We start from the raw sequence: 17,770 nt of genomic DNA on the forward strand, positions 1-17,770 counted from the left end.
AGAATACAAATGACAATTCAAACAAGTGTATTAACATTAAAAAACTATATTAACGGTCAATGGAGCGAACCAATTTCAAAAAAATATGAAGAAGTGATTAATCCGGCGAACCAAGAAGTAATTGCTTATGCTCCCCTCTCAACAAAAGAAGAAACAGAACTCGCTATCCAAGCAGCAAAAGAAAGTTTTCAATCGGGTGTTTGGTCTTCCAAAACTACGCATGAACGAGCAGCAGTATTAGTCGAATTCGCCAATAAAATCGATGAAATGGCAGAAGAATTAACAATCCTAGAAACATTAGATAACGGTAAAAGAAAAGAAGAAGCAAGTTTTGACATTGCAGATGCCGCTACAGCCTTCCGATATTATGCTGGCCTGATCTTACACCCAGATGGTGAGACTTATCCTGTACCCGATAATGTGCAGGCAATGGTCATAAAAGAACCTATCGGGGTTGCAGGATTGATAGTACCTTGGAACTTCCCTCTATTAATGGCTGTATGGAAAATTGCTCCAGCATTAGCAGCAGGTAATAGTATTGTTTTTAAACCTTCTGAGGTCACACCTGTTACAGCTATGAAACTGTTTGAAATTATGCATAATGCAGGTGTGCCAAAAGGTGTTGCTAACATGGTCATAGGACATGGCGATACCGTTGGCCAAACCATTGCAGAAAGTATGGATGTTGATATCGTGTCCTTTACAGGTAGTACAAATGTTGGTCGTAAAATTATGCAGGCAGCAAGTAGTAATCTAAAGAAGATATCCTTAGAACTTGGTGGCAAATCACCAAATATTATCTTCGCTGATGCAGACTTTGAAACGGCTGTTGATTATGCATTATTTGGTATTTTCTATGGTGCGGGTCAAGTTTGTTCTTCAGGTAGTCGTATTTTAGTTGAAGATAGCATATATGATGAATTTGTTGCTCGCTATATTGAGCGTGCCAACCATATTAAAGTTGGCCCTGGACTTGCAGAAGACACAGAAATAGGTGCAATCGTAAGTGAACAACAGATGAATCGTATTTTAAATTTTATTGAAAGTGGAACTAAGGAAGGTGCTACACTTGCTGCTGGTGGTAAACGTCTCACAGAAAATGGATTAGACAAAGGTTTCTTTATAGCCCCTACTGTTTTCACAGATGTTACAAACGATATGCGTATTGTTCGCGAAGAAATATTCGGTCCAGTGGTCACTATCCAAAAATTCCATTCAGAAGAAGAGGCCATTCAACTCGCAAATGATACGGATTACGGCTTAGCTGGCGGTGTTTTTTCGAACGATGGTGCCAAAGCCTTACGTGTGATTAAAAAAGTTCGCGCAGGTATTACTTGGGTTAATGATTACCATCCAACATATGTAGAAGCTCCTTGGGGTGGTTACAAACAAAGTGGAATTGGTCGCAGTTTAGGCAAATACGGTCTTGAAGAATTCCAAGAAACAAAACAAGTGAATATTCGTTTAAATGTTGAACCGAATGGTTGGTTTAAATAACAAAATTTGCATATTCCGCTACAGACGGCGCTTTCCACGGGCTTGGCTTCAATCTCCTCGTCACTTCGTTCCTGCGGGGCTTTCAGCTCAAGCTTTTCCCGTAGGAGTCGCCGTCTTTCGCTCCATAATGAACAAAAATTGGATGTCACTAAATGTTCGTATATTTCATTTGAATTTTGCATTATGAAATTGATTCATATAAAAAAACAATACGCCAAAATGCTGTGTTTCTTTGCATTTTGGTGTTTTCAATTTTTAATAAATTCCCTCTTCCGTAGATTGAAAGGAACCTTGCATGGATTGGTGGCAACTCATCTTGATTTGCACTACTCACCTTGACTTGCACTACTAGGGTTCCCACTTGCACTACTCAAGCTCCCTCTTGCACCACTCGGGCTCTATCTTGCACTACTCACCTCGACTTGCACCATTCAAGCTCTATCTTGCACTACTCGGGTTCCCACTTGCACTACTCGGGCTCTATCTTGCACTACTCACCTCGACTTGCACCACTCAAGCTCTATCTTGCACTACTCGGGTTCCCTCTTGCACTACTCAAGCTCCCTCTTGCACTACTCGGGCTCTATCTTGCACTACTCAGGTTTCCACTTGCACTACTCGAACTCTCTCTTGCACTACTCACCTATGCAGAATAAAAAAACCCTATAAAGTAGACCTTTAATTGTCCACTTTATAGGGTTTTTCATAAAAAGTTAGTACTTAAATTTTGATAACGATTGATTGAGCGATTCTGCCATGTGAGAAAGGTTGTTGGCCATTCCCTGAATCTCTTGCATTGAAGCATTTTGTTCTTCCATAGTTGCTGATAATTCTTCTGTCCCTGCAGATGATTCTTGGCTGATTGCAGCAATACTTTCTACGGCTTTTAGCACATCTAGGGTTGCATCTTGAATTGTTTTAGATGCACCGTTAACTTGGTTGATTTTGTTGGCCATTTCTTCAATATTTTGATTGATCTCATCAAAAGCTTCTCTGTTTTGGTCAATCAAATTAGAACCAACTTGAACTTCTTGAACAACACCATTCATAGCTAGTTCAACTTCCTGTGTTTCTTTTAATACACCGGCAATAATAGTTGAGATTTGACTAGTAGATTCTGCCGATTGTTCGGCAAGTTTTCTCACTTCATCAGCTACGACCGAAAAACCTTTTCCGTGTTCTCCAGCACGCGCCGCTTCAATGGCTGCATTTAAAGCCAATAAATTTGTTTGAGCTGCAATATCATTGATTACTTCAAGAATTTGTCTAATTTCTTTTGACTTTTCACCTAATTGTTGAACTACTGTTGCAGTTGAACCTACTTTTTCTTCAATACTTTGCATTCCCTGGATTGATTGTTTTGCACTTTTCAATCCTTTTTGAACAGAATCTTCTGTTCTTTGTGACCCATTTGTTATTTCTTCTATATTTTGTGTTATCTGTTTTACTTCACGTTCTACATGTTGTACTTTTTCTAACGTTTCATTAGCATGCTGAGCTTGATCAGTCGAACCTGCAGCTAATTGTTCCGTTGTCGCAGATACTTGTTCAATGCCATCACTCATTTCACTAGTAAAGGTCGATAATTCTCCACTATAAGAAGATACTTGGCCTGAAATATCTGCAGCGTCTTTGATTAATGTACGAGTATTAGAAGTCATCTCATTCATCGACATCGCTAATTGCCCGATTTCATCTTTTGATTGAATCGTTAATGCTTCTGTTGCTAAGTTTCCACCAGCAATTTCTTGAACTTTATCAACTACTTTTACGATTGGCTTAACTAAGCCTCTCGCAATCAATGTAATCAATACTGCAAGAATAATGATACCAATAAGCCCTATAATGATGGAGTACTTCATCAATGTATTGGCATCCTGGTTAACTTCATTTAACGGTACAGTGATCATAAGTGACCAAGGAGTATCTGTTGAATGGATACGGATCGGTGTATACACTTTAAATACATCATCTCCATTAGATGCTACATCAGTATAGGATAATGCTTGCCCTGTTTGAACAGCAGTTTTGACTTTACCTGAATTTGCACCGGCAAGCTGAAAACTACTTTTTCCAACTAATTGATGTGATTTGTGAGATACAACTGTTCCATCATTCGAGATAATGGCTCCATAGCCAGTATTATATAGATGAATCGAGTCATTTATTTTTTGCATAGAGTCTAGACTAATGTCCACCCCAACAGCCCCTACTACCTTATCATTCATCTTAATAGGTACGACTATCGTGGTCATTAGTACTTTTTTTCCACTTACTTGATCAGTGTAAGGATCGAGAATAACTTCTTTACCAGTTTTTTTTGCAAATTGATAATAGTCATTGTCTCCTGGTTTGTCATAATCATCTGATGCCATTAAACTAATCTGATCATTTTTCCAAGTCCAATAAGGAATAAATCTCCCTGTATTATCATGCCCCTTGGCGTTCTTATATTTTTTATCTGCTCCATCGAAAGCATTTGGCTCCCAAATTGTCCAAGTAGCCAAGAAACTTGGATTTGCTTGAAGTGTACTTGCTAAAATGGCATTTGCTAGTTGACGATTTGCTTTATGATTTTCTACCATTGAGCTAAATGCGGTTGCAATCCCTTTAGAAGTATCCATTGCATAATTTAGTTTATCTTGAACATTACTTGCTTGTCTTTCACTTTCCGTGGTGGCTATTTTTTTTGCGTTTTTTACAGATGATTGATTGACTTGATAAATATTAAATCCTATGATCGTAACAAATACAATCATACATGTACCAAGAATCGATAATAATATTTTGGTTAGTAACTTCATCGAATATAATCTCCTTCAAAATGTACAACACAATGAAGGTCAAACTGAAGTTGCCCCTTCAAATTCTGTTTGACTATCACTGAAATGTCTCTCTATTCAATTTTACCCTTCTTACCCAATAGAAATTTACAATTACGTATTACAATTCACATGTCAGACTAATTACGACAAATTTCGCGAATTTTATGTTTTTTCTTTACTATTATGTCGCCTCTATAGTACGTATGTATTTCAAATAAAAAATGATTAACTTTGTAGATACTTTATACCTATATACGAATAAAGGAATAAAATACTATATTAAAAGAAAAAACAAGAAAATTTAGGCGCACAAAGAAATACTATTACTCCTAACTATAAATGTCAATAAATTTCAATAAAGCATATTTTTTTAGGAATATAAGGTAGTATTTTATAGGTAATTTTTACATCTTTTATTTTTTCTTTTATGATGAACCTCTATCAGAACTCTATGTCTCTATTTAATTGTGTCTACTCCTTCACCGCACTCAAAAATTATTGTTGCTTTGAGTCATGTTATCTCCCATACTATTGAATTGGTATCACGATCCTTTAGTACCATATCTTTAAAAAGAAAGAAGGAAACACAAATGGATAGTACATTACTTTTATCAATTGTAACCATTACTCTTGCGCTTATTTTCTACACATGGGGTGTATTTAGCGAAAAACGTACAGGAACAATTAAAAAAAGTCACATTTTAAGTTTTGTAATTGGTCTTGTATTCGATACAATTGGTACAACTACAATGGGCACTATTGCTGAAACAACTGGCGGATCAAAATTAGGTCTACATCAAATAGCAGGCGGTTCGGCTATTGTTTTAATGGCTATTCATCTTATTTGGGCTATTTATGTCTATCGAAAAGGAACTGAAAATGCCAAACATCAATTCCACAAATTTAGCATAGGTGTATGGGCTTTATGGCTTATCTCTTATTTCTTAGGAGCTTTTTTAGGTATTACACACTAAAATACAGAAAACGTGCCCTTTCATTGGAGCAATTTAAAATACCTTTGAAAACAGGCTTATTATAAAACTACTGTCATCTGAACTGCACCTCAATTGGAGGTGCAGTTTTGCATTACAAGAACAAAAATATTTTTCGATTAATTTGTAAATGGATACTCATATGAAGGGTTAACAGAAGCTTTAAATAACATTAGATAGTTTAATTGCAAATATCAAAACACCACCTATTTAATTTACTAATTAGGTGGTGTTTATTTATTTAATTAATTAACACTTGAGTCATTTCAAAAGTGCTTTTCACTATTCGGATTTGGATGTTCCGCTACAGACGGCGCTTTCCACGGGCTTGGCTTCAATCTCCTCGGGCCAACACGATGTTGGTCACGAAGCCGTTGCCACAGGACGTGGCGTTCTTAGGCTTTGTTCCTTAAAATCGTTCCTGCGGGGCTTTCAGCTCAAGCTTTTCCCGTAGGACTCTGAATGAACATCACTGAATTTACCTCGCACGAAGGAAATGCGAATGCATTTTCGAGGACTCGCCGTCTTTCGCTCCACAATGAACAAAAATTAGATATTATTAAATGTTCGTATATTTAATATAAACTTTGAATTATGAATTTGATTCAGATAAGTACTAGCAAGTACTTTTAATCTTCTACACATATCCTTTTGAAAATGTGATTTGATATGAAGGCCACATACTAACAAATTGAGTGTACCTATTACTGCCTTGTTCGTTGTTTTTCCACTACCCACCACTAATCGGTGGAATAAAAGCCACTGTATCACCTGAGGTTACAATGGTTTCATCGGTCGCAAATTCCTCGTTCACGGCAGTTATTGTTTGCTGTAAAGATGTTAAAGTATACTGCTCCTCTAACCACTCTTTTACTTGTTGCACCGTTACTTCTGAGGCATCCATCATCAATTGCGACTGACCGATTTCCTCCTGTAATTGTGCGAAAAGTAGGATGTTAATCATGCTTTTCCCCTCCCTCCACTACAGGTTTTCCTGACGGATAAGGTACATTTTCGAGCTGATCGCCAATCCACGCTGGGCCATCTTCCCAAAATTCCTTCTTCCAAATTGGCACAATTTGTTTAATGCGATCAATGGCGTATTCATTTGCCTCATAGGCTATTTTACGATGTGGAGAGGAAACAGCGATAACAACCGCAATATCTGAAATTTCCAATCGCCCTGTACGATGCGTAATAGCAAGATGCGCTTCCGGCCATTTTTCTTTTATTTCCTTTTCAATTTGCTGAAACATTTTAATCGCCATCGATGGATACGCTTGATACTCTAAATGCAACGTTTTTTTGCCCTTTGTCAATTCTCGAACCGTTCCAATAAAAACAGTGATAGCCCCTGCATTACGACTCTCTACTTTTTTCGTAACTTCCTCTACACGAATAGGCTGATCTGTGATAACAAATAATTTTTCTTCCATTTTAGTTCCTCACTTTTTTTAGTAAAAGTTCCATATAAAGAGCTTCTTCCCTTATTGGAAATGTAGGGCATGTAAAAGTGGAAAGATCTACATCTTGCCAATAAAGTACGTAAATGATATTCGTCAATTTCTGTAAAGAGGTGACATCCTCCTGATCACGAATTAAAACGACCTTTGGATAATCTGCCTTTTTGTACCCCTCTACTAAAATCATATCGGGGTGAAATAGTTGATATAATTCAACGAGCTCCTCAAGCTGCCAGGAAGCCTGCTGAATGTTCAAACATAATGTACCGGCTCCTTCAACACCAGCAATCACTGCACCTGCTCTTTCATGACGCTGGCTGTCTTTTCTATATACAGTTTCGGGTGCTCCACCATGGCCATGATGCTTAATTGTTGCAACACGTGACCCTTCCTCTGAAGCCTTAGCAATTAACTTCTCCATTAATGTCGTTTTGCCGCTATTTTGATAGCCGACTATCTGTAAGACGGCACAATGTTGTCCCATGGCCATTCACTTCCTTGATCACCTTCTAGTAATAAAACGTCCACGCGCATCCCCTTTTCATAACCGCGCGTACCACCAGGAAGTACTATGAAAGCTTGAGCCTCCGCTAATGAGGAGACAGCATTCGATTTATTAAAACCTGAAGGTACTGTCATAAGCTGCCCATTTTCAAAGAAAATGCGAGCACGAATAAAGCGTGTAAATGGATTAGCCTTTTTGAAATCTTCGCCTAAAATGGCCTGCTCTCTATGCAAATGTGGTGCTTGATTTGAATAGGCGGTCCGCACAATCGGACGAACAAATAGCTCAAAGCCTACATAGCAGGCAGAAGGGTTTCCTGAAAGTCCGAACAAAAGCTGTCCGTCTCGCTGTGCAACCGTTGTGACACTACCAGGACGCATCGCTACTTTATTAAATAACACCTCTGCACCAAGCGCCTGATAAATTGCAGGCAAGTAATCATAATCACCTACGGAAACGCCACCTGTTGTAATGAGTATATCCACCTCTGATAAAGCGGATTTCACAGCGTCAATACAAATGTCTAGATTATCGCTGAATATACCATAATAGCGTGCCTCTGCTCCTACACGTTCAATTTGCGCCATAATCATATAGGCATTACTATTACGAATTTTACCAGGCTGAAGCGGCTCATCTGTTTCTAATAATTCACTACCCGTTGCAATCACACCAATGACCGGTTTACGCGTTACCGGCACTTCATGATAACCAAAAGTAGCTAATAATGCGGTGACACCAGGATTAATATAAGTTCCCTTTTGAACAAGTATCTCTCCCTTTTTCATATCCTCCCCTTGATACGAAATATTGTCGCCCTCTTGATAAGCACGTTTAATTTCCATATAGGATTTGCCCTCTTTTACATAAGAGCGTGTCAATTCTAGCATGACAACTGCATTACAGCCTGCTGGAATTTGAGCACCAGTCATAATACGAACAGCCTGTCCCTCTTCCACATGCTCTGGAAAGACAAAGCCTGCTCCAATTTCTCCAACGACTTTAAGAGAAACAGGGTTCTCCGCGGAAGCTGATGCGCTATCCTCTGCACGAATGGCAAAACCGTCATAGGGAGAGCGATTAAAAGCCGGTACATCTTGATTCGCTTTTAAATCTTCTGCTAAAAAGCGACCATATGCCTTAGGCAATGGCACCATTTCCCTTTTTCCTGTAAAAGCAAATTGCATCACGCGACGAACAGCCTCTCCGACTGCAATAGGGGTTCTCTTTTCTAACATTTTCATACGCTCCTTATCCTAATAAACGATAATATAAATTTTTCGCCTGCTGCACATCATTTGTACCATGCACAAGCACGCGACCATCTTGGAAAATAACGAGTCGATAATCCTTTAATTGACATGATAATAGATATGGATTTTGCTGAACAGCACCATGCTTTTGAAGTTGTTGAGCTAGGTAATCTAAATTAAAATTATCTGATCGCACTGGTCGAATCTGTACTGCATTTCGCCCGCATAATACATCTACCTTCGTTTGATTCTCAAAGGCTAAATAAGGGTAAATTGCCTGTTCACCGCATGACGGACAGTCCTTTTTTTTCGCCTTTTGTACACGCATATCATAATACTGATTTTGCCATACATCAAAGGTGCGATACCTATCACATACTGCCTGCCAATCTTCCACTAAAATTTTCAATGCCTCTGCTACTTGATAAGCTGCTACCATTTGCACAGCTGGGCTAATGATGCCTGCTGTATCGCAGGTTATCGTCATATTTGGCACCGCCTGCAATAAGCAGTGTAAGCATGGCGTCTTTCCAGGAATAATCGTATAGGTCGTACCATAGCTGCCTACGCATGAACCATAAATCCATGGAATACGATATTTTTGTGCTAAATCATTCATGACAAAACGAATATCAAAGTTATCAGTGCCATCCAAAATAACATCGACATCATGCACGATGCTTTCTAATGAATCGACCATGGCATCCATGACTAATCCTTTAATCTGTACGTTCGAATTAATACGTGCGAGCCTTTCCTGTGCTGCAATGGCTTTGGGTATTTTTTGCTCTGCTTCCTTTTCACTGTACAGCTGCTGGCGCTGTAAATTACTCCACTCCACATAATCTCGATCCACAATTGTCACTTTACCAACACCAGCACGTACAATAGCCTCTGCACTTGCACTACCTAATGCGCCTGCTCCTATAATTAGTACATGCTTTTGTTGCAATAGCGCCTGTCCTTTTTCCCCAATCGGCTGAAACAGTTGCTGTCTAGAATATCGATCATTCATTCAAAACGCTGCCTTTCTATTACTGAATTTTATTTGACCTTTCGATTTATATCGTTATAATTAATCATTGATTCTATGATCAGGAGGGTTTATAATGCATCCAACTCATAAAGATCTCACCATACATGCCGCCATTTTAACTGTTAGTGATACGCGTACAGTAGAGACTGACAAGGGTGGTCAACAAATCAAAGCATTACTAGAAGACGCGGGTTTTCATACTGTTCAATACCGCATCGTAAAAGATGACGCTGCTACAATTTCACAACAAGTGCGTGCTTGGTGTGAGGATACTCACATCAACGCCATCATTGTAACAGGTGGTACCGGCTTTACGTCACGAGATGTCACATACGAAGCACTAACGCCTCTTTTCGAAAAAGAAATGCATGGATTTGGCGAACTATTTCGCTCATTAAGCTATGAGGAAATTGGTCCACGAACCATGTTTAGTCGCGCCGTTGCAGGTTGCTTACAGCAAACAGCCATTTATGCATTACCTGGCTCAACAAATGCCGTTAAGCTTGGCATGAGTCAACTCATCATTCCTACAGTGCAGCATTTTATTGGCGAGTTGTATCGATGATGACGATTGCAGGTGTCGTATTAGCAGGTGGTCAATCCTCACGATATGGAAAACCCAAAATGTTTGAAATGTTCAATGGACAATTTTTATATCAATATAGCTTACAAGCACTTAAAAAGAATGCACTGAAGCCTCTTATTATCTCAACAAATGCATCGTTATCTCCACAATTTGAAGAAAAGGACGTTCGCTTGAATATCGAGGAAATGTCACATCAAGGACCGCTTTTTGCTTTAAATAATCTTTTATCCAAAACTCCAGATGTAGATTGGTTTTTCTTACTTGCAAGTGATATGCCCTATATAACGGACTCATTTGTCAACAAGATGCTTTCCTTTGTTGACGATACTTATGATGCTATCGTGCCAAAGCAATCGGACAAAATACAGCCGCTTGCTGCTCTTTATCATCGTCGCGCTTTACACAAAACAGAAACATTATTGCAGCAAAATAAAAGAAGCATGAAATCGCTACTCGATCAACTGACCGTTTACTATGTGCCTGTTTCAGATGAAGAGCAAGCATTGATCAATATTAACGCCATAACTGATTGGCCTGAATTACCCAATACCGTATACAATAAAGGAGATTATCATGACTGAATTTACCCATTGGAATGAAGAAGGTCGTCCTAAAATGGTCGATATTTCCGAAAAAAACGATTCGAAACGAACAGCTATTGCACGAAGCACAGTTTTATTATCAACTGAATTATACGAAGCGATTCAACAAGGCAATATCAAAAAGGGAGATCCAACTCAAGTTGCACAAATCGCAGGTATTATGGGTGCAAAGAAAACATCTGAACTTATTCCGATGTGTCATCCTATTATGCTACAGGGTACGGATTTTACATTTAACTATGAAAAAACAGATACAGGCTATGCACTGCATATTGAAGTACTCGTAAAATGCAAAGGTAATACAGGCGTTGAAATGGAGGCATTAACAGCCGTGTCCATTGCAGCTTTAACCTTTTATGATATGTGCAAAGCTGTCGATAAATCGATGGTTATTCAAGATACTTATCTTGTGCAAAAAACAGGCGGTAAAAGCGGCCACTTTTTACATGAACGTGCATAAAAACCGGCATATGCCGGTTTTTTTTTGTGCTATTTAGTTGCACTGTATTCTTTTTGATAAGAAATAAAATAAATCAAGCCAACGAAAACGGCGCCACCAACGACATTTCCTAAAAAGGCTGGAATAACATTACTTATAAAGGCTGTCCATGTTACTTGTCCTGCAAAAATAGCAGCTGGAATGACAAACATATTTGCGACAACGTGTTGGAAGCCAATCGCAACGAATGCTGTAACAGGGAACCAAATACCTGCAATTTTACCAACAAAATCATTTGCGCCATAAGCCAACCAAACAGCTAAACATACAAGCCAGTTACAGCCAATACCAGAAATAAACGTTTGTAAGAACGAATCTGCTGTTTTTGCTTTCGCAATTGCTACTGTTTTATCTAAAAACGGACCTGTTTCTGTTAGACCAACGACATGTCCAAAGAAGAATGCTACAAATAAAGCGCCAAGTAAATTGGCAAGTGTTACCCAAAACCAGTTACGGACTAATGCTGGAATTGAAATTTTCTTTGCATAAAAGGCCATTGCTACAGACATCATATTCCCCGTAATCAACTCAGCACCTGCTAATAATACTAAAATAAGTCCTAATGGGAATACCGCTGCTCCGATAAAGCCAGCGAAGCTGCCCCATTCTGCCGGCATATTGCCACTTACACGAATATCAAGTAAAAAACCGAAGGCAATGAAGGCTCCTCCTAAAAATCCTAATACTAACATTTTAAAAATTGAATAACTTGCTTTACCTACACCTGCATTAATGGCGATTTCTGTAATTTGCTCTGGTTTGTTAAAAGCCATTTTACTAATCCCTCTTGTCTATTCTATTTTGTTGTGATCATCCACCAATATGAGACATTTCAACTTTTCTCTGCTGGTGAGATGTATGTTCTGTTCGCTCATCAGAATAGCGATCTGCCCGATGCTGCCACACATCCGCAATGCATTTTGCAATGATATCATCACTTTGTCCGGAGCGTAAAAGCTCACGTAAATCCGTACCATCTGTAGCAAATAAGCATGTGTAAAGCTTGCCCTCTGCTGAAATACGGGCTCGTGTACAAGTGGCACAAAATGAATCCGTCACGGAAGAAATAATACCTATTTCTTGTTCACTATCTTTGTAACGATAACGAGTCGCGACTTCCCCTTTATAATTTGCGATTACTGGCTCAATCGGTGAAAGCTGCTTCACTGCTTGAAGAATTTCTTTTTTCGATACAACATCATCTAGGCGCCAGCCATTGGAGTTTCCGACATCCATATACTCAATAAAACGTAAAATATGTTTTTTTTCTTTGAAAAACTGAGCCATTGGCATAATGTCCTGATCATTTTGACCCTTTTGCACAACCATATTAATCTTGACCTGTATGCCTACTTGCGCTGCCTTTTCAATACCCTCCAGGACTTGTTTCACTTTCCCGCGGCGACCATTCATCGATAAAAAACGTTGTTCATTGAGTGAATCCAAGCTAACAGATACACGAGATAATCCAGCTTTCGCCAAATCTTCCGCATACCTTTTCAGCAAGGAACCATTAGTTGTCATAGCGATATCCTCTACGCCCGGTACTTGATGAAGTCGCTCAATTAGCTGCGCAATATTTTTTCGCAGTAAAGGCTCACCGCCTGTAATGCGGATTTTCTTCACGCCAAAAGAAACAGAGATTTTTACAAGCCGCTCAATTTCATCAAACGATAAAATTTGCTGAGATGGTAAAAAGGCATAATCTGGTCCGAAAATCTCCTCTGGCATGCAATAGCGACAACGAAAATTGCAGCGATCTGTCACGGATATTCGTAAATCTCTCAAAGGTCGCTCAAACTGATCATGTATCGAATTCATTGTTTCATCTCCTTGTTCGGATAAAGCCAATTTATCCATCGAAAAGAATTCGTTCTGCATGTGTATAAACATTTAACGAATTTTGACGTATAAATCCAACAGTTGTTATCCCTAATTGATCCGCTAGTTGTAAAGCTAATTCTGTTGGAGCTGACTTAGAAAGAATAATTTCACATCCAATTTTAGACACCTTGAGTAAAATTTCTGATGAAATACGACCACTAAATACAATGACCTTATCGTGAATTGAAATGTCGTGCTGTAAGCAATAGCCGTAAATTTTATCGAGCGCATTGTGGCGACCAATATCCTTTCGACTCAGTACAACGTCACTTGCATCGCATAATGCTGCATTGTGAACACCGCCTGTTTTTTGAAAAGTCACCGCATTTTGCTGCATATTTTGCATGAGATGAAAACAATCTTGCGGTGTCAGTTGAATGTGAATATCATCCATTTTTTTTGCAGCCAGTGCATCATTAGCAAACACAAAGCCCTGTCTACTCATACCACAACAGGATGTAATGTAGCGCTTATTCTGTAACTTCGTTGCAAATGGATTCACTTTTTTCGTTTGGACATGTACCACGCCCTCTTTTTCCTGGAACCAAATCTTTTCAATGTCATCAAAGTGTGTAATCACTTTTTCAGAGGCTAAATAGCCAACGACCATATCTTCCACATATTCAGGTGTACAAACCATTGTTACAAATTCCTGCTGGTTAATCTTAACAGTCACTGCATATTCCGTTACGATGGTATCTTCAACTTTTTGCACTTGTCCATTTTCTACGCGAAGGATTTCTCTCGTTATCTCAGTATCCATAGTTCCTCCTAGTGCTCCACAATATTTTGATCAAAAATAAAAACAGAAACGGCCATATCCTCTTCAATTTTGATATCTGAAAACAGATGCAATAATTTGGCCCCCATCAATTCTTCCATGCCTTCAGGCGTTGCCTCCGAATACACTTCTTGAATCATTTTTGTGCGAGCAGCATGTACCATTGCCACGCCTTCTGATGTACTAGCAATAAATTTTTCCGTTGGTGTTATATTTCCATATAGCGTAGATACAGCCATATTTTCTACAAAGATGGTATGAATACGCTCAGGACCTTTGCCAAATAAATCTTTGCGAAGCTTTCGGATGATGTCATTAAATTCATTCACTTTTTTCGCCATAATCAGCATTCTCCTATCGTAAAAAACTGTTTTTGTTTTCTTTTAAGCTATTTTCATCTCTACAGTTTGTTAATGATAAAGCAACTTTTAAAAAAATTAAAGTGTATTTTTTTGGACTCTTCACCAAACATGTGCTTGACCGTACATTCCGCTACGGGTGGACGCTTTCCTTCAATCTCCTCGTCACTACGTTCCTGCGGGGCTTTCAGCTCGTGCTGTTCCGCTGGAGTCGCCACCCTTCGCTCCATGTACTTTTTCTGTCAAGAACCGATTTCGGCGTTGAATCTTTCTGAGAATCATTATCAACAAAGAGACTTTATTATTCATATTGTTATATTTTCTACAAGGGGCTATAATGATTCTATAAAATAAATGGGATCAAAATATTTATGTTTTTTATGTTTTGATTTTATTTGAACAACTCTAAAAAAAAATTTGGATTGGTCTTTTAGTAAGATCTGCTAGAAATCTTATCCACCATGAATTGCTTAAGCATACTTTTTAGTTAGAAGTGTGCACATTCATGGTGGATTTTTTTTATGTTCGAGGAAAATAGGAGGCAATACTATGACGAAAATGAAAATTAACGGTACGCCCTATGATATAAAAACGGGCGAAACGATTTTAGACGTCATTAACGAAAATCAAATTCCCCATCCACAAATTTGTCATGTACCGGAAGTGGACCCGATTCAAACATGTGATACATGTATCGTTGAAGTAAATGGTCAGCTCGTTCGCTCATGCTCTACAAAGGCACAGGCTGGAATGGATGTACTGCTTACATCCCCAAAAGCAAAAGAAGCACAAACAGAAGCGATGGATCGTCTGCTTGAGAATCATATGCTGTACTGCACAGTTTGCGACAATAACAACGGGAACTGTACGCTACACAATACGGTAGAAATGATGGAAGTTGAGCATCAAAAATATCCGTACACTCCAAAAGTGGACCCAACGGAAGTTGATATGTCACACCCATTCTATCGCTACGATCCAAACCAATGTATCGCTTGTGGTCAATGCGTTGAGGTCTGCCAAAACCTTCAAGTAAACGAAACGATATCGATTGATTGGGAAGCAGAACGCCCACGTGTTATTTGGGATGAAGGCGTTGCGATTAATGATTCTTCCTGCGTTAGCTGTGGTCAATGTGTAACCATTTGTCCATGTAATGCATTGATGGAAAAATCAATGCTTGGTGAAGCAGGTTTTATGACAGGCATGAAACAAGATATGCTTGACCCAATGATTGATTTGATCAAAGAAGTGGAGCCTGGCTACAGCGGCATCTTTGCCATCTCTGAAATTGAATCTGCTATGCGTAGCAAGCGCACAAAAAAAACGAAAACCGTTTGTACCTTCTGTGGTGTCGGTTGTTCGTTCGAAGTTTGGACAAAAGGTCGCAAAATCTTAAAAGTTCAACCTTCTGAAGGTCCTGTAAATGCTATTTCTACATGTGTCAAAGGGAAATTTGGTTGGGACTTCGTCAATTCGGAGCAACGTTTAACAAAACCATTAATTCGAAAAAATGATGAATTTGTTGAATCATCATGGGAAGAAGCACTTGACTTGATTGCTTCTAAACTTGGTGGTATTCAAAAAGAATATGGTTCAGGTTCAGTTGGTTTTATCTCTTCTTCAAAAATTACGAATGAAGAAAACTACCTAATTCAAAAAATGGCACGTCAATTGTTTGAAACAAACGATGTCGACAACTGCTCACGCTACTGCCAATCTCCTGCAACAGACGGCTTGTTCCGCACAGTTGGTATGGGGGGCGATGCAGGTACGGTAAAAGATATTGCCCAAGCAGGACTCGTTATTATCGTTGGTGCTAACCCAGCAGAAGGTCACCCTGTTTTAGCAACTCGCGTCAAACGTGCGCATAAATTACACGGTCAAAAATTAATCGTAGCCGATTTACGAAAACATGAAATGGCCGAACGCTCAGACATTTTCATGCGACCAAAGCAAGGCACAGACCAAGTATGGCTTATGGCTGTTACGAAATATATGATCGATCAAGGCTGGCATGATGAAGCATTCATCAAAGAAAATGTTAACTACTTCGATGAATTCAAAGAAGTACTTGAAAAATATACACTCGACTATGCCGTACAAGAAACAGGCATTTCAAAAGAAACACTTATACACGTAGCAGAAATGATTCGCGATGCGGATGGTACATGTATTCTTTGGGGTATGGGTGTTACTCAAAACACAGGTGGCTCGGATACTTCAGCTGCTATTTCTAACTTACTATTAGCAACTGGCAACTACCGCCGACCAGGAGCAGGTGCTTACCCTCTTCGCGGACACAATAACGTACAAGGTGCTTGTGATATGGGGACATTACCAAACTTACTTCCTGGTTATCAAAAAGTAGTGAATGATGAGGAACGTGCAAAATTTGAAAAAGCATACGGCGTCAAAATTAAACCAGAACCTGGTCGCAACAATATGCAAATGCTTGATGCCATTAGCCAAGGAAAAATGAAGGCAATGTATCTTGTTGGGGAAGAAATGGCACTCGTTGACTGTAATGCCAACCATGTAGACCAAGTACTTTCACAACTTGACTTCTTTGTCGTACAAGATGTTTTCTTATCTCGTACAGCACAATATGCGGACGTTGTACTTCCAGCAGCACCTTCTCTCGAAAAAGAAGGAACATTCACAAATACAGAACGCCGTGTTCAACGTTTATATCAAGTACTACCAACACTCGGTGATTCAAAACCAGACTGGAAAATTCTCCAAGATGTCGCGAATCGCTTAGGCGCTAATTGGAACTACAGCCATCCAAGTGAAATTTACGCAGAAATGGCAAGCCTATCTCCTATTTTCAGCCAAGCGAACTACGACGTACTAGAAGGCTGGAATAGCTTCTGCTGGGGTAGCCTAGACGGAAAAGATACACCACTTTTATATACAGACGGCTTCAACTTCCCAGACAAAAAAGCACGATTCGCTTTATACGATTGGGTAGAGCCTGTGGAATTCCCTGCTGAATACGATTGCCATATTAACAATGGCCGTATGCTTGAACATTTCCACGAAGGAAATTTAACAAACAAATCAAGCGGTATTCAATCAAAAGTACCTGAAACTTTCGTTGAGGTTTCTCCTGAATTCGCGAAAGAGCGTGGTATTGAAGATGGCTCACTTGTACGCCTTGTTTCACCATATGGCGCTCTAAAATTAAATGCTCTAATAACCGATCGCGTACGCGGCAACGAGCTATTCTTACCGATGAACTCCGTTGATAAAGATTCATCTATCAACTTCTTGACTGGGCCAGCAGGCGATAAGAATACATCCACACCTGCTTACAAACAAACAAAAGTACGTGTTGAAGTGTTAAAAACGAAAGGGAAAAATCCACTCCCACGTATAAATCCGCGCTACAAAGAACGTCATCCACAAAATGGTGTTGAAGTATCGCGAAAATGGCAACGTCCTGGCTACGTTCACTTAACAACGAATCATGAAGAGGTGTAAAA

At 39.2% G+C, this 17,770-nt stretch carries 16 protein-coding genes; 6 read left to right on the top strand and 10 right to left on the bottom strand.

Annotated elements, in window-relative coordinates; translation table 11 throughout:
* The first annotated feature begins 9 nt into the window (after positions 1 to 9).
* The gene (locus tag ACIQ4I_RS08040; protein WP_403094942.1) at positions 10 to 1,497 is read left to right on the top strand and encodes an aldehyde dehydrogenase family protein; all 1,488 of its coding nucleotides are present in this window, start codon (positions 10 to 12) and stop codon (positions 1,495 to 1,497) included.
* Positions 1,498 to 2,210: 713 nt separating this feature from the next.
* Here ACIQ4I_RS08040 and ACIQ4I_RS08045 read toward each other — a convergent pair.
* Complete coding sequence (locus ACIQ4I_RS08045) at positions 2,211 to 4,301, bottom strand: methyl-accepting chemotaxis protein (protein WP_403094945.1); 2,091 nt, start codon at positions 4,299 to 4,301, stop codon at positions 2,211 to 2,213.
* A 611-nt stretch (positions 4,302 to 4,912) separates the two neighbouring features.
* Here ACIQ4I_RS08045 and ACIQ4I_RS08050 point away from each other — a divergent pair.
* Positions 4,913 to 5,296: an HsmA family protein gene (locus ACIQ4I_RS08050; RefSeq protein WP_403094947.1), complete on the top strand. Its 384-nt coding sequence runs from the start codon at positions 4,913 to 4,915 to the stop codon at positions 5,294 to 5,296.
* A gap of 748 nt (positions 5,297 to 6,044) precedes the next feature.
* Here the strand turns inward: ACIQ4I_RS08050 and moaD are convergent.
* Genes moaD through ACIQ4I_RS08075 form a run of 5 tightly spaced genes read right to left on the bottom strand, consistent with a single transcriptional unit; the run spans position 6,045 to position 9,550 of the window.
* A complete protein-coding gene (moaD, locus tag ACIQ4I_RS08055) occupies positions 6,045 to 6,278 on the bottom strand; it encodes a molybdopterin converting factor subunit 1 (protein WP_403094950.1) in 234 nt (77 codons plus the stop codon).
* A complete protein-coding gene (locus tag ACIQ4I_RS08060; protein ID WP_403094952.1) occupies positions 6,271 to 6,750 on the bottom strand; it encodes a molybdenum cofactor biosynthesis protein MoaE in 480 nt (159 codons plus the stop codon). The genes moaD and ACIQ4I_RS08060 overlap by 8 nt, the downstream gene beginning before the upstream one ends.
* A gap of 1 nt (position 6,751) precedes the next feature.
* The gene (gene mobB / locus ACIQ4I_RS08065; protein WP_403094954.1) at positions 6,752 to 7,267 is read right to left on the bottom strand and encodes a molybdopterin-guanine dinucleotide biosynthesis protein B; all 516 of its coding nucleotides are present in this window, start codon (positions 7,265 to 7,267) and stop codon (positions 6,752 to 6,754) included.
* Positions 7,231 to 8,520, bottom strand: a complete 1,290-nt coding sequence (locus ACIQ4I_RS08070) for a molybdopterin molybdotransferase MoeA (protein ID WP_403094957.1) — start codon at positions 8,518 to 8,520, stop codon at positions 7,231 to 7,233. Before ACIQ4I_RS08070 ends, mobB begins: the two co-directional genes overlap by 37 nt.
* Positions 8,521 to 8,533: 13 nt before the next feature.
* Positions 8,534 to 9,550 (bottom strand): thiazole biosynthesis adenylyltransferase ThiF, encoded by a 1,017-nt coding sequence (locus tag ACIQ4I_RS08075; protein ID WP_403094960.1) that lies wholly within the window; start codon positions 9,548 to 9,550, stop codon positions 8,534 to 8,536.
* A gap of 94 nt (positions 9,551 to 9,644) precedes the next feature.
* Between ACIQ4I_RS08075 and ACIQ4I_RS08080 the strand changes: the two genes are divergently transcribed.
* The 3 genes from ACIQ4I_RS08080 to moaC are packed head-to-tail and all read left to right on the top strand — an operon-like array spanning position 9,645 to position 11,219.
* Positions 9,645 to 10,136, top strand: a complete 492-nt coding sequence (locus ACIQ4I_RS08080; protein WP_403094967.1) for a MogA/MoaB family molybdenum cofactor biosynthesis protein — start codon at positions 9,645 to 9,647, stop codon at positions 10,134 to 10,136.
* Complete coding sequence (locus tag ACIQ4I_RS08085) at positions 10,133 to 10,738, top strand: molybdenum cofactor guanylyltransferase (protein WP_403094970.1); 606 nt, start codon at positions 10,133 to 10,135, stop codon at positions 10,736 to 10,738. The genes ACIQ4I_RS08080 and ACIQ4I_RS08085 overlap by 4 nt, the downstream gene beginning before the upstream one ends.
* Positions 10,731 to 11,219, top strand: a complete 489-nt coding sequence (moaC, locus tag ACIQ4I_RS08090) for a cyclic pyranopterin monophosphate synthase MoaC (RefSeq protein ID WP_403094973.1) — start codon at positions 10,731 to 10,733, stop codon at positions 11,217 to 11,219. Before ACIQ4I_RS08085 ends, moaC begins: the two co-directional genes overlap by 8 nt.
* Before the next feature lie 29 nt (positions 11,220 to 11,248).
* Here moaC and ACIQ4I_RS08095 read toward each other — a convergent pair whose 3' ends face one another.
* The 4 genes from ACIQ4I_RS08095 to ACIQ4I_RS08110 are packed head-to-tail and all read right to left on the bottom strand — an operon-like array spanning position 11,249 to position 14,264.
* Positions 11,249 to 12,031, bottom strand: coding sequence for a formate/nitrite transporter family protein (locus ACIQ4I_RS08095; protein ID WP_403094976.1), 783 nt, complete (start codon positions 12,029 to 12,031; stop codon positions 11,249 to 11,251).
* Between the two features lie 37 nt (positions 12,032 to 12,068).
* Positions 12,069 to 13,079: a GTP 3',8-cyclase MoaA gene (gene moaA, locus ACIQ4I_RS08100; RefSeq protein ID WP_403094978.1), complete on the bottom strand. Its 1,011-nt coding sequence runs from the start codon at positions 13,077 to 13,079 to the stop codon at positions 12,069 to 12,071.
* Between the two features lie 31 nt (positions 13,080 to 13,110).
* A complete protein-coding gene (gene fdhD, locus ACIQ4I_RS08105) occupies positions 13,111 to 13,905 on the bottom strand; it encodes a formate dehydrogenase accessory sulfurtransferase FdhD (RefSeq protein WP_403094981.1) in 795 nt (264 codons plus the stop codon).
* 8 nt (positions 13,906 to 13,913) lie between these two features.
* The gene (locus ACIQ4I_RS08110) at positions 13,914 to 14,264 is read right to left on the bottom strand and encodes a Na-translocating system protein MpsC family protein (RefSeq protein ID WP_403094984.1); all 351 of its coding nucleotides are present in this window, start codon (positions 14,262 to 14,264) and stop codon (positions 13,914 to 13,916) included.
* Between the two features lie 567 nt (positions 14,265 to 14,831).
* On the opposite strand from ACIQ4I_RS08110, the gene fdhF reads away from it, so the two are divergent.
* A complete protein-coding gene (gene fdhF / locus ACIQ4I_RS08115; RefSeq protein ID WP_403094987.1) occupies positions 14,832 to 17,768 on the top strand; it encodes a formate dehydrogenase subunit alpha in 2,937 nt (978 codons plus the stop codon).
* Positions 17,769 to 17,770: the final 2 nt, after the last annotated feature.

The sequence above is a fragment of the Rummeliibacillus sp. NPDC094406 genome (genome assembly GCF_044763875.1).
GTDB lineage: Bacteria > Bacillota > Bacilli > Bacillales_A > Planococcaceae > Rummeliibacillus.

Excerpts from the sequence above, each read along its gene's own strand:
- ACIQ4I_RS08040 (WP_403094942.1), top strand. The coding sequence starts at position 10 with ATGACAATTCAAACAAGTGTATTAACATTAAAAAACTATATTAACGGT.
- ACIQ4I_RS08045 (WP_403094945.1), bottom strand. The coding sequence starts at position 4,301 with ATGAAGTTACTAACCAAAATATTATTATCGATTCTTGGTACATGTATG.
- ACIQ4I_RS08050 (WP_403094947.1), top strand. The coding sequence starts at position 4,913 with ATGGATAGTACATTACTTTTATCAATTGTAACCATTACTCTTGCGCTT.
- moaD (WP_403094950.1), bottom strand. The coding sequence starts at position 6,278 with ATGATTAACATCCTACTTTTCGCACAATTACAGGAGGAAATCGGTCAG.
- ACIQ4I_RS08060 (WP_403094952.1), bottom strand. The coding sequence starts at position 6,750 with ATGGAAGAAAAATTATTTGTTATCACAGATCAGCCTATTCGTGTAGAG.
- mobB (WP_403094954.1), bottom strand. The coding sequence starts at position 7,267 with ATGGCCATGGGACAACATTGTGCCGTCTTACAGATAGTCGGCTATCAA.
- ACIQ4I_RS08070 (WP_403094957.1), bottom strand. The coding sequence starts at position 8,520 with ATGTTAGAAAAGAGAACCCCTATTGCAGTCGGAGAGGCTGTTCGTCGC.
- ACIQ4I_RS08075 (WP_403094960.1), bottom strand. The coding sequence starts at position 9,550 with ATGAATGATCGATATTCTAGACAGCAACTGTTTCAGCCGATTGGGGAA.
- ACIQ4I_RS08080 (WP_403094967.1), top strand. The coding sequence starts at position 9,645 with ATGCATCCAACTCATAAAGATCTCACCATACATGCCGCCATTTTAACT.
- ACIQ4I_RS08085 (WP_403094970.1), top strand. The coding sequence starts at position 10,133 with ATGATGACGATTGCAGGTGTCGTATTAGCAGGTGGTCAATCCTCACGA.
- moaC (WP_403094973.1), top strand. The coding sequence starts at position 10,731 with ATGACTGAATTTACCCATTGGAATGAAGAAGGTCGTCCTAAAATGGTC.
- ACIQ4I_RS08095 (WP_403094976.1), bottom strand. The coding sequence starts at position 12,031 with ATGGCTTTTAACAAACCAGAGCAAATTACAGAAATCGCCATTAATGCA.
- moaA (WP_403094978.1), bottom strand. The coding sequence starts at position 13,079 with ATGAATTCGATACATGATCAGTTTGAGCGACCTTTGAGAGATTTACGA.
- fdhD (WP_403094981.1), bottom strand. The coding sequence starts at position 13,905 with ATGGATACTGAGATAACGAGAGAAATCCTTCGCGTAGAAAATGGACAA.
- ACIQ4I_RS08110 (WP_403094984.1), bottom strand. The coding sequence starts at position 14,264 with ATGGCGAAAAAAGTGAATGAATTTAATGACATCATCCGAAAGCTTCGC.
- fdhF (WP_403094987.1), top strand. The coding sequence starts at position 14,832 with ATGACGAAAATGAAAATTAACGGTACGCCCTATGATATAAAAACGGGC.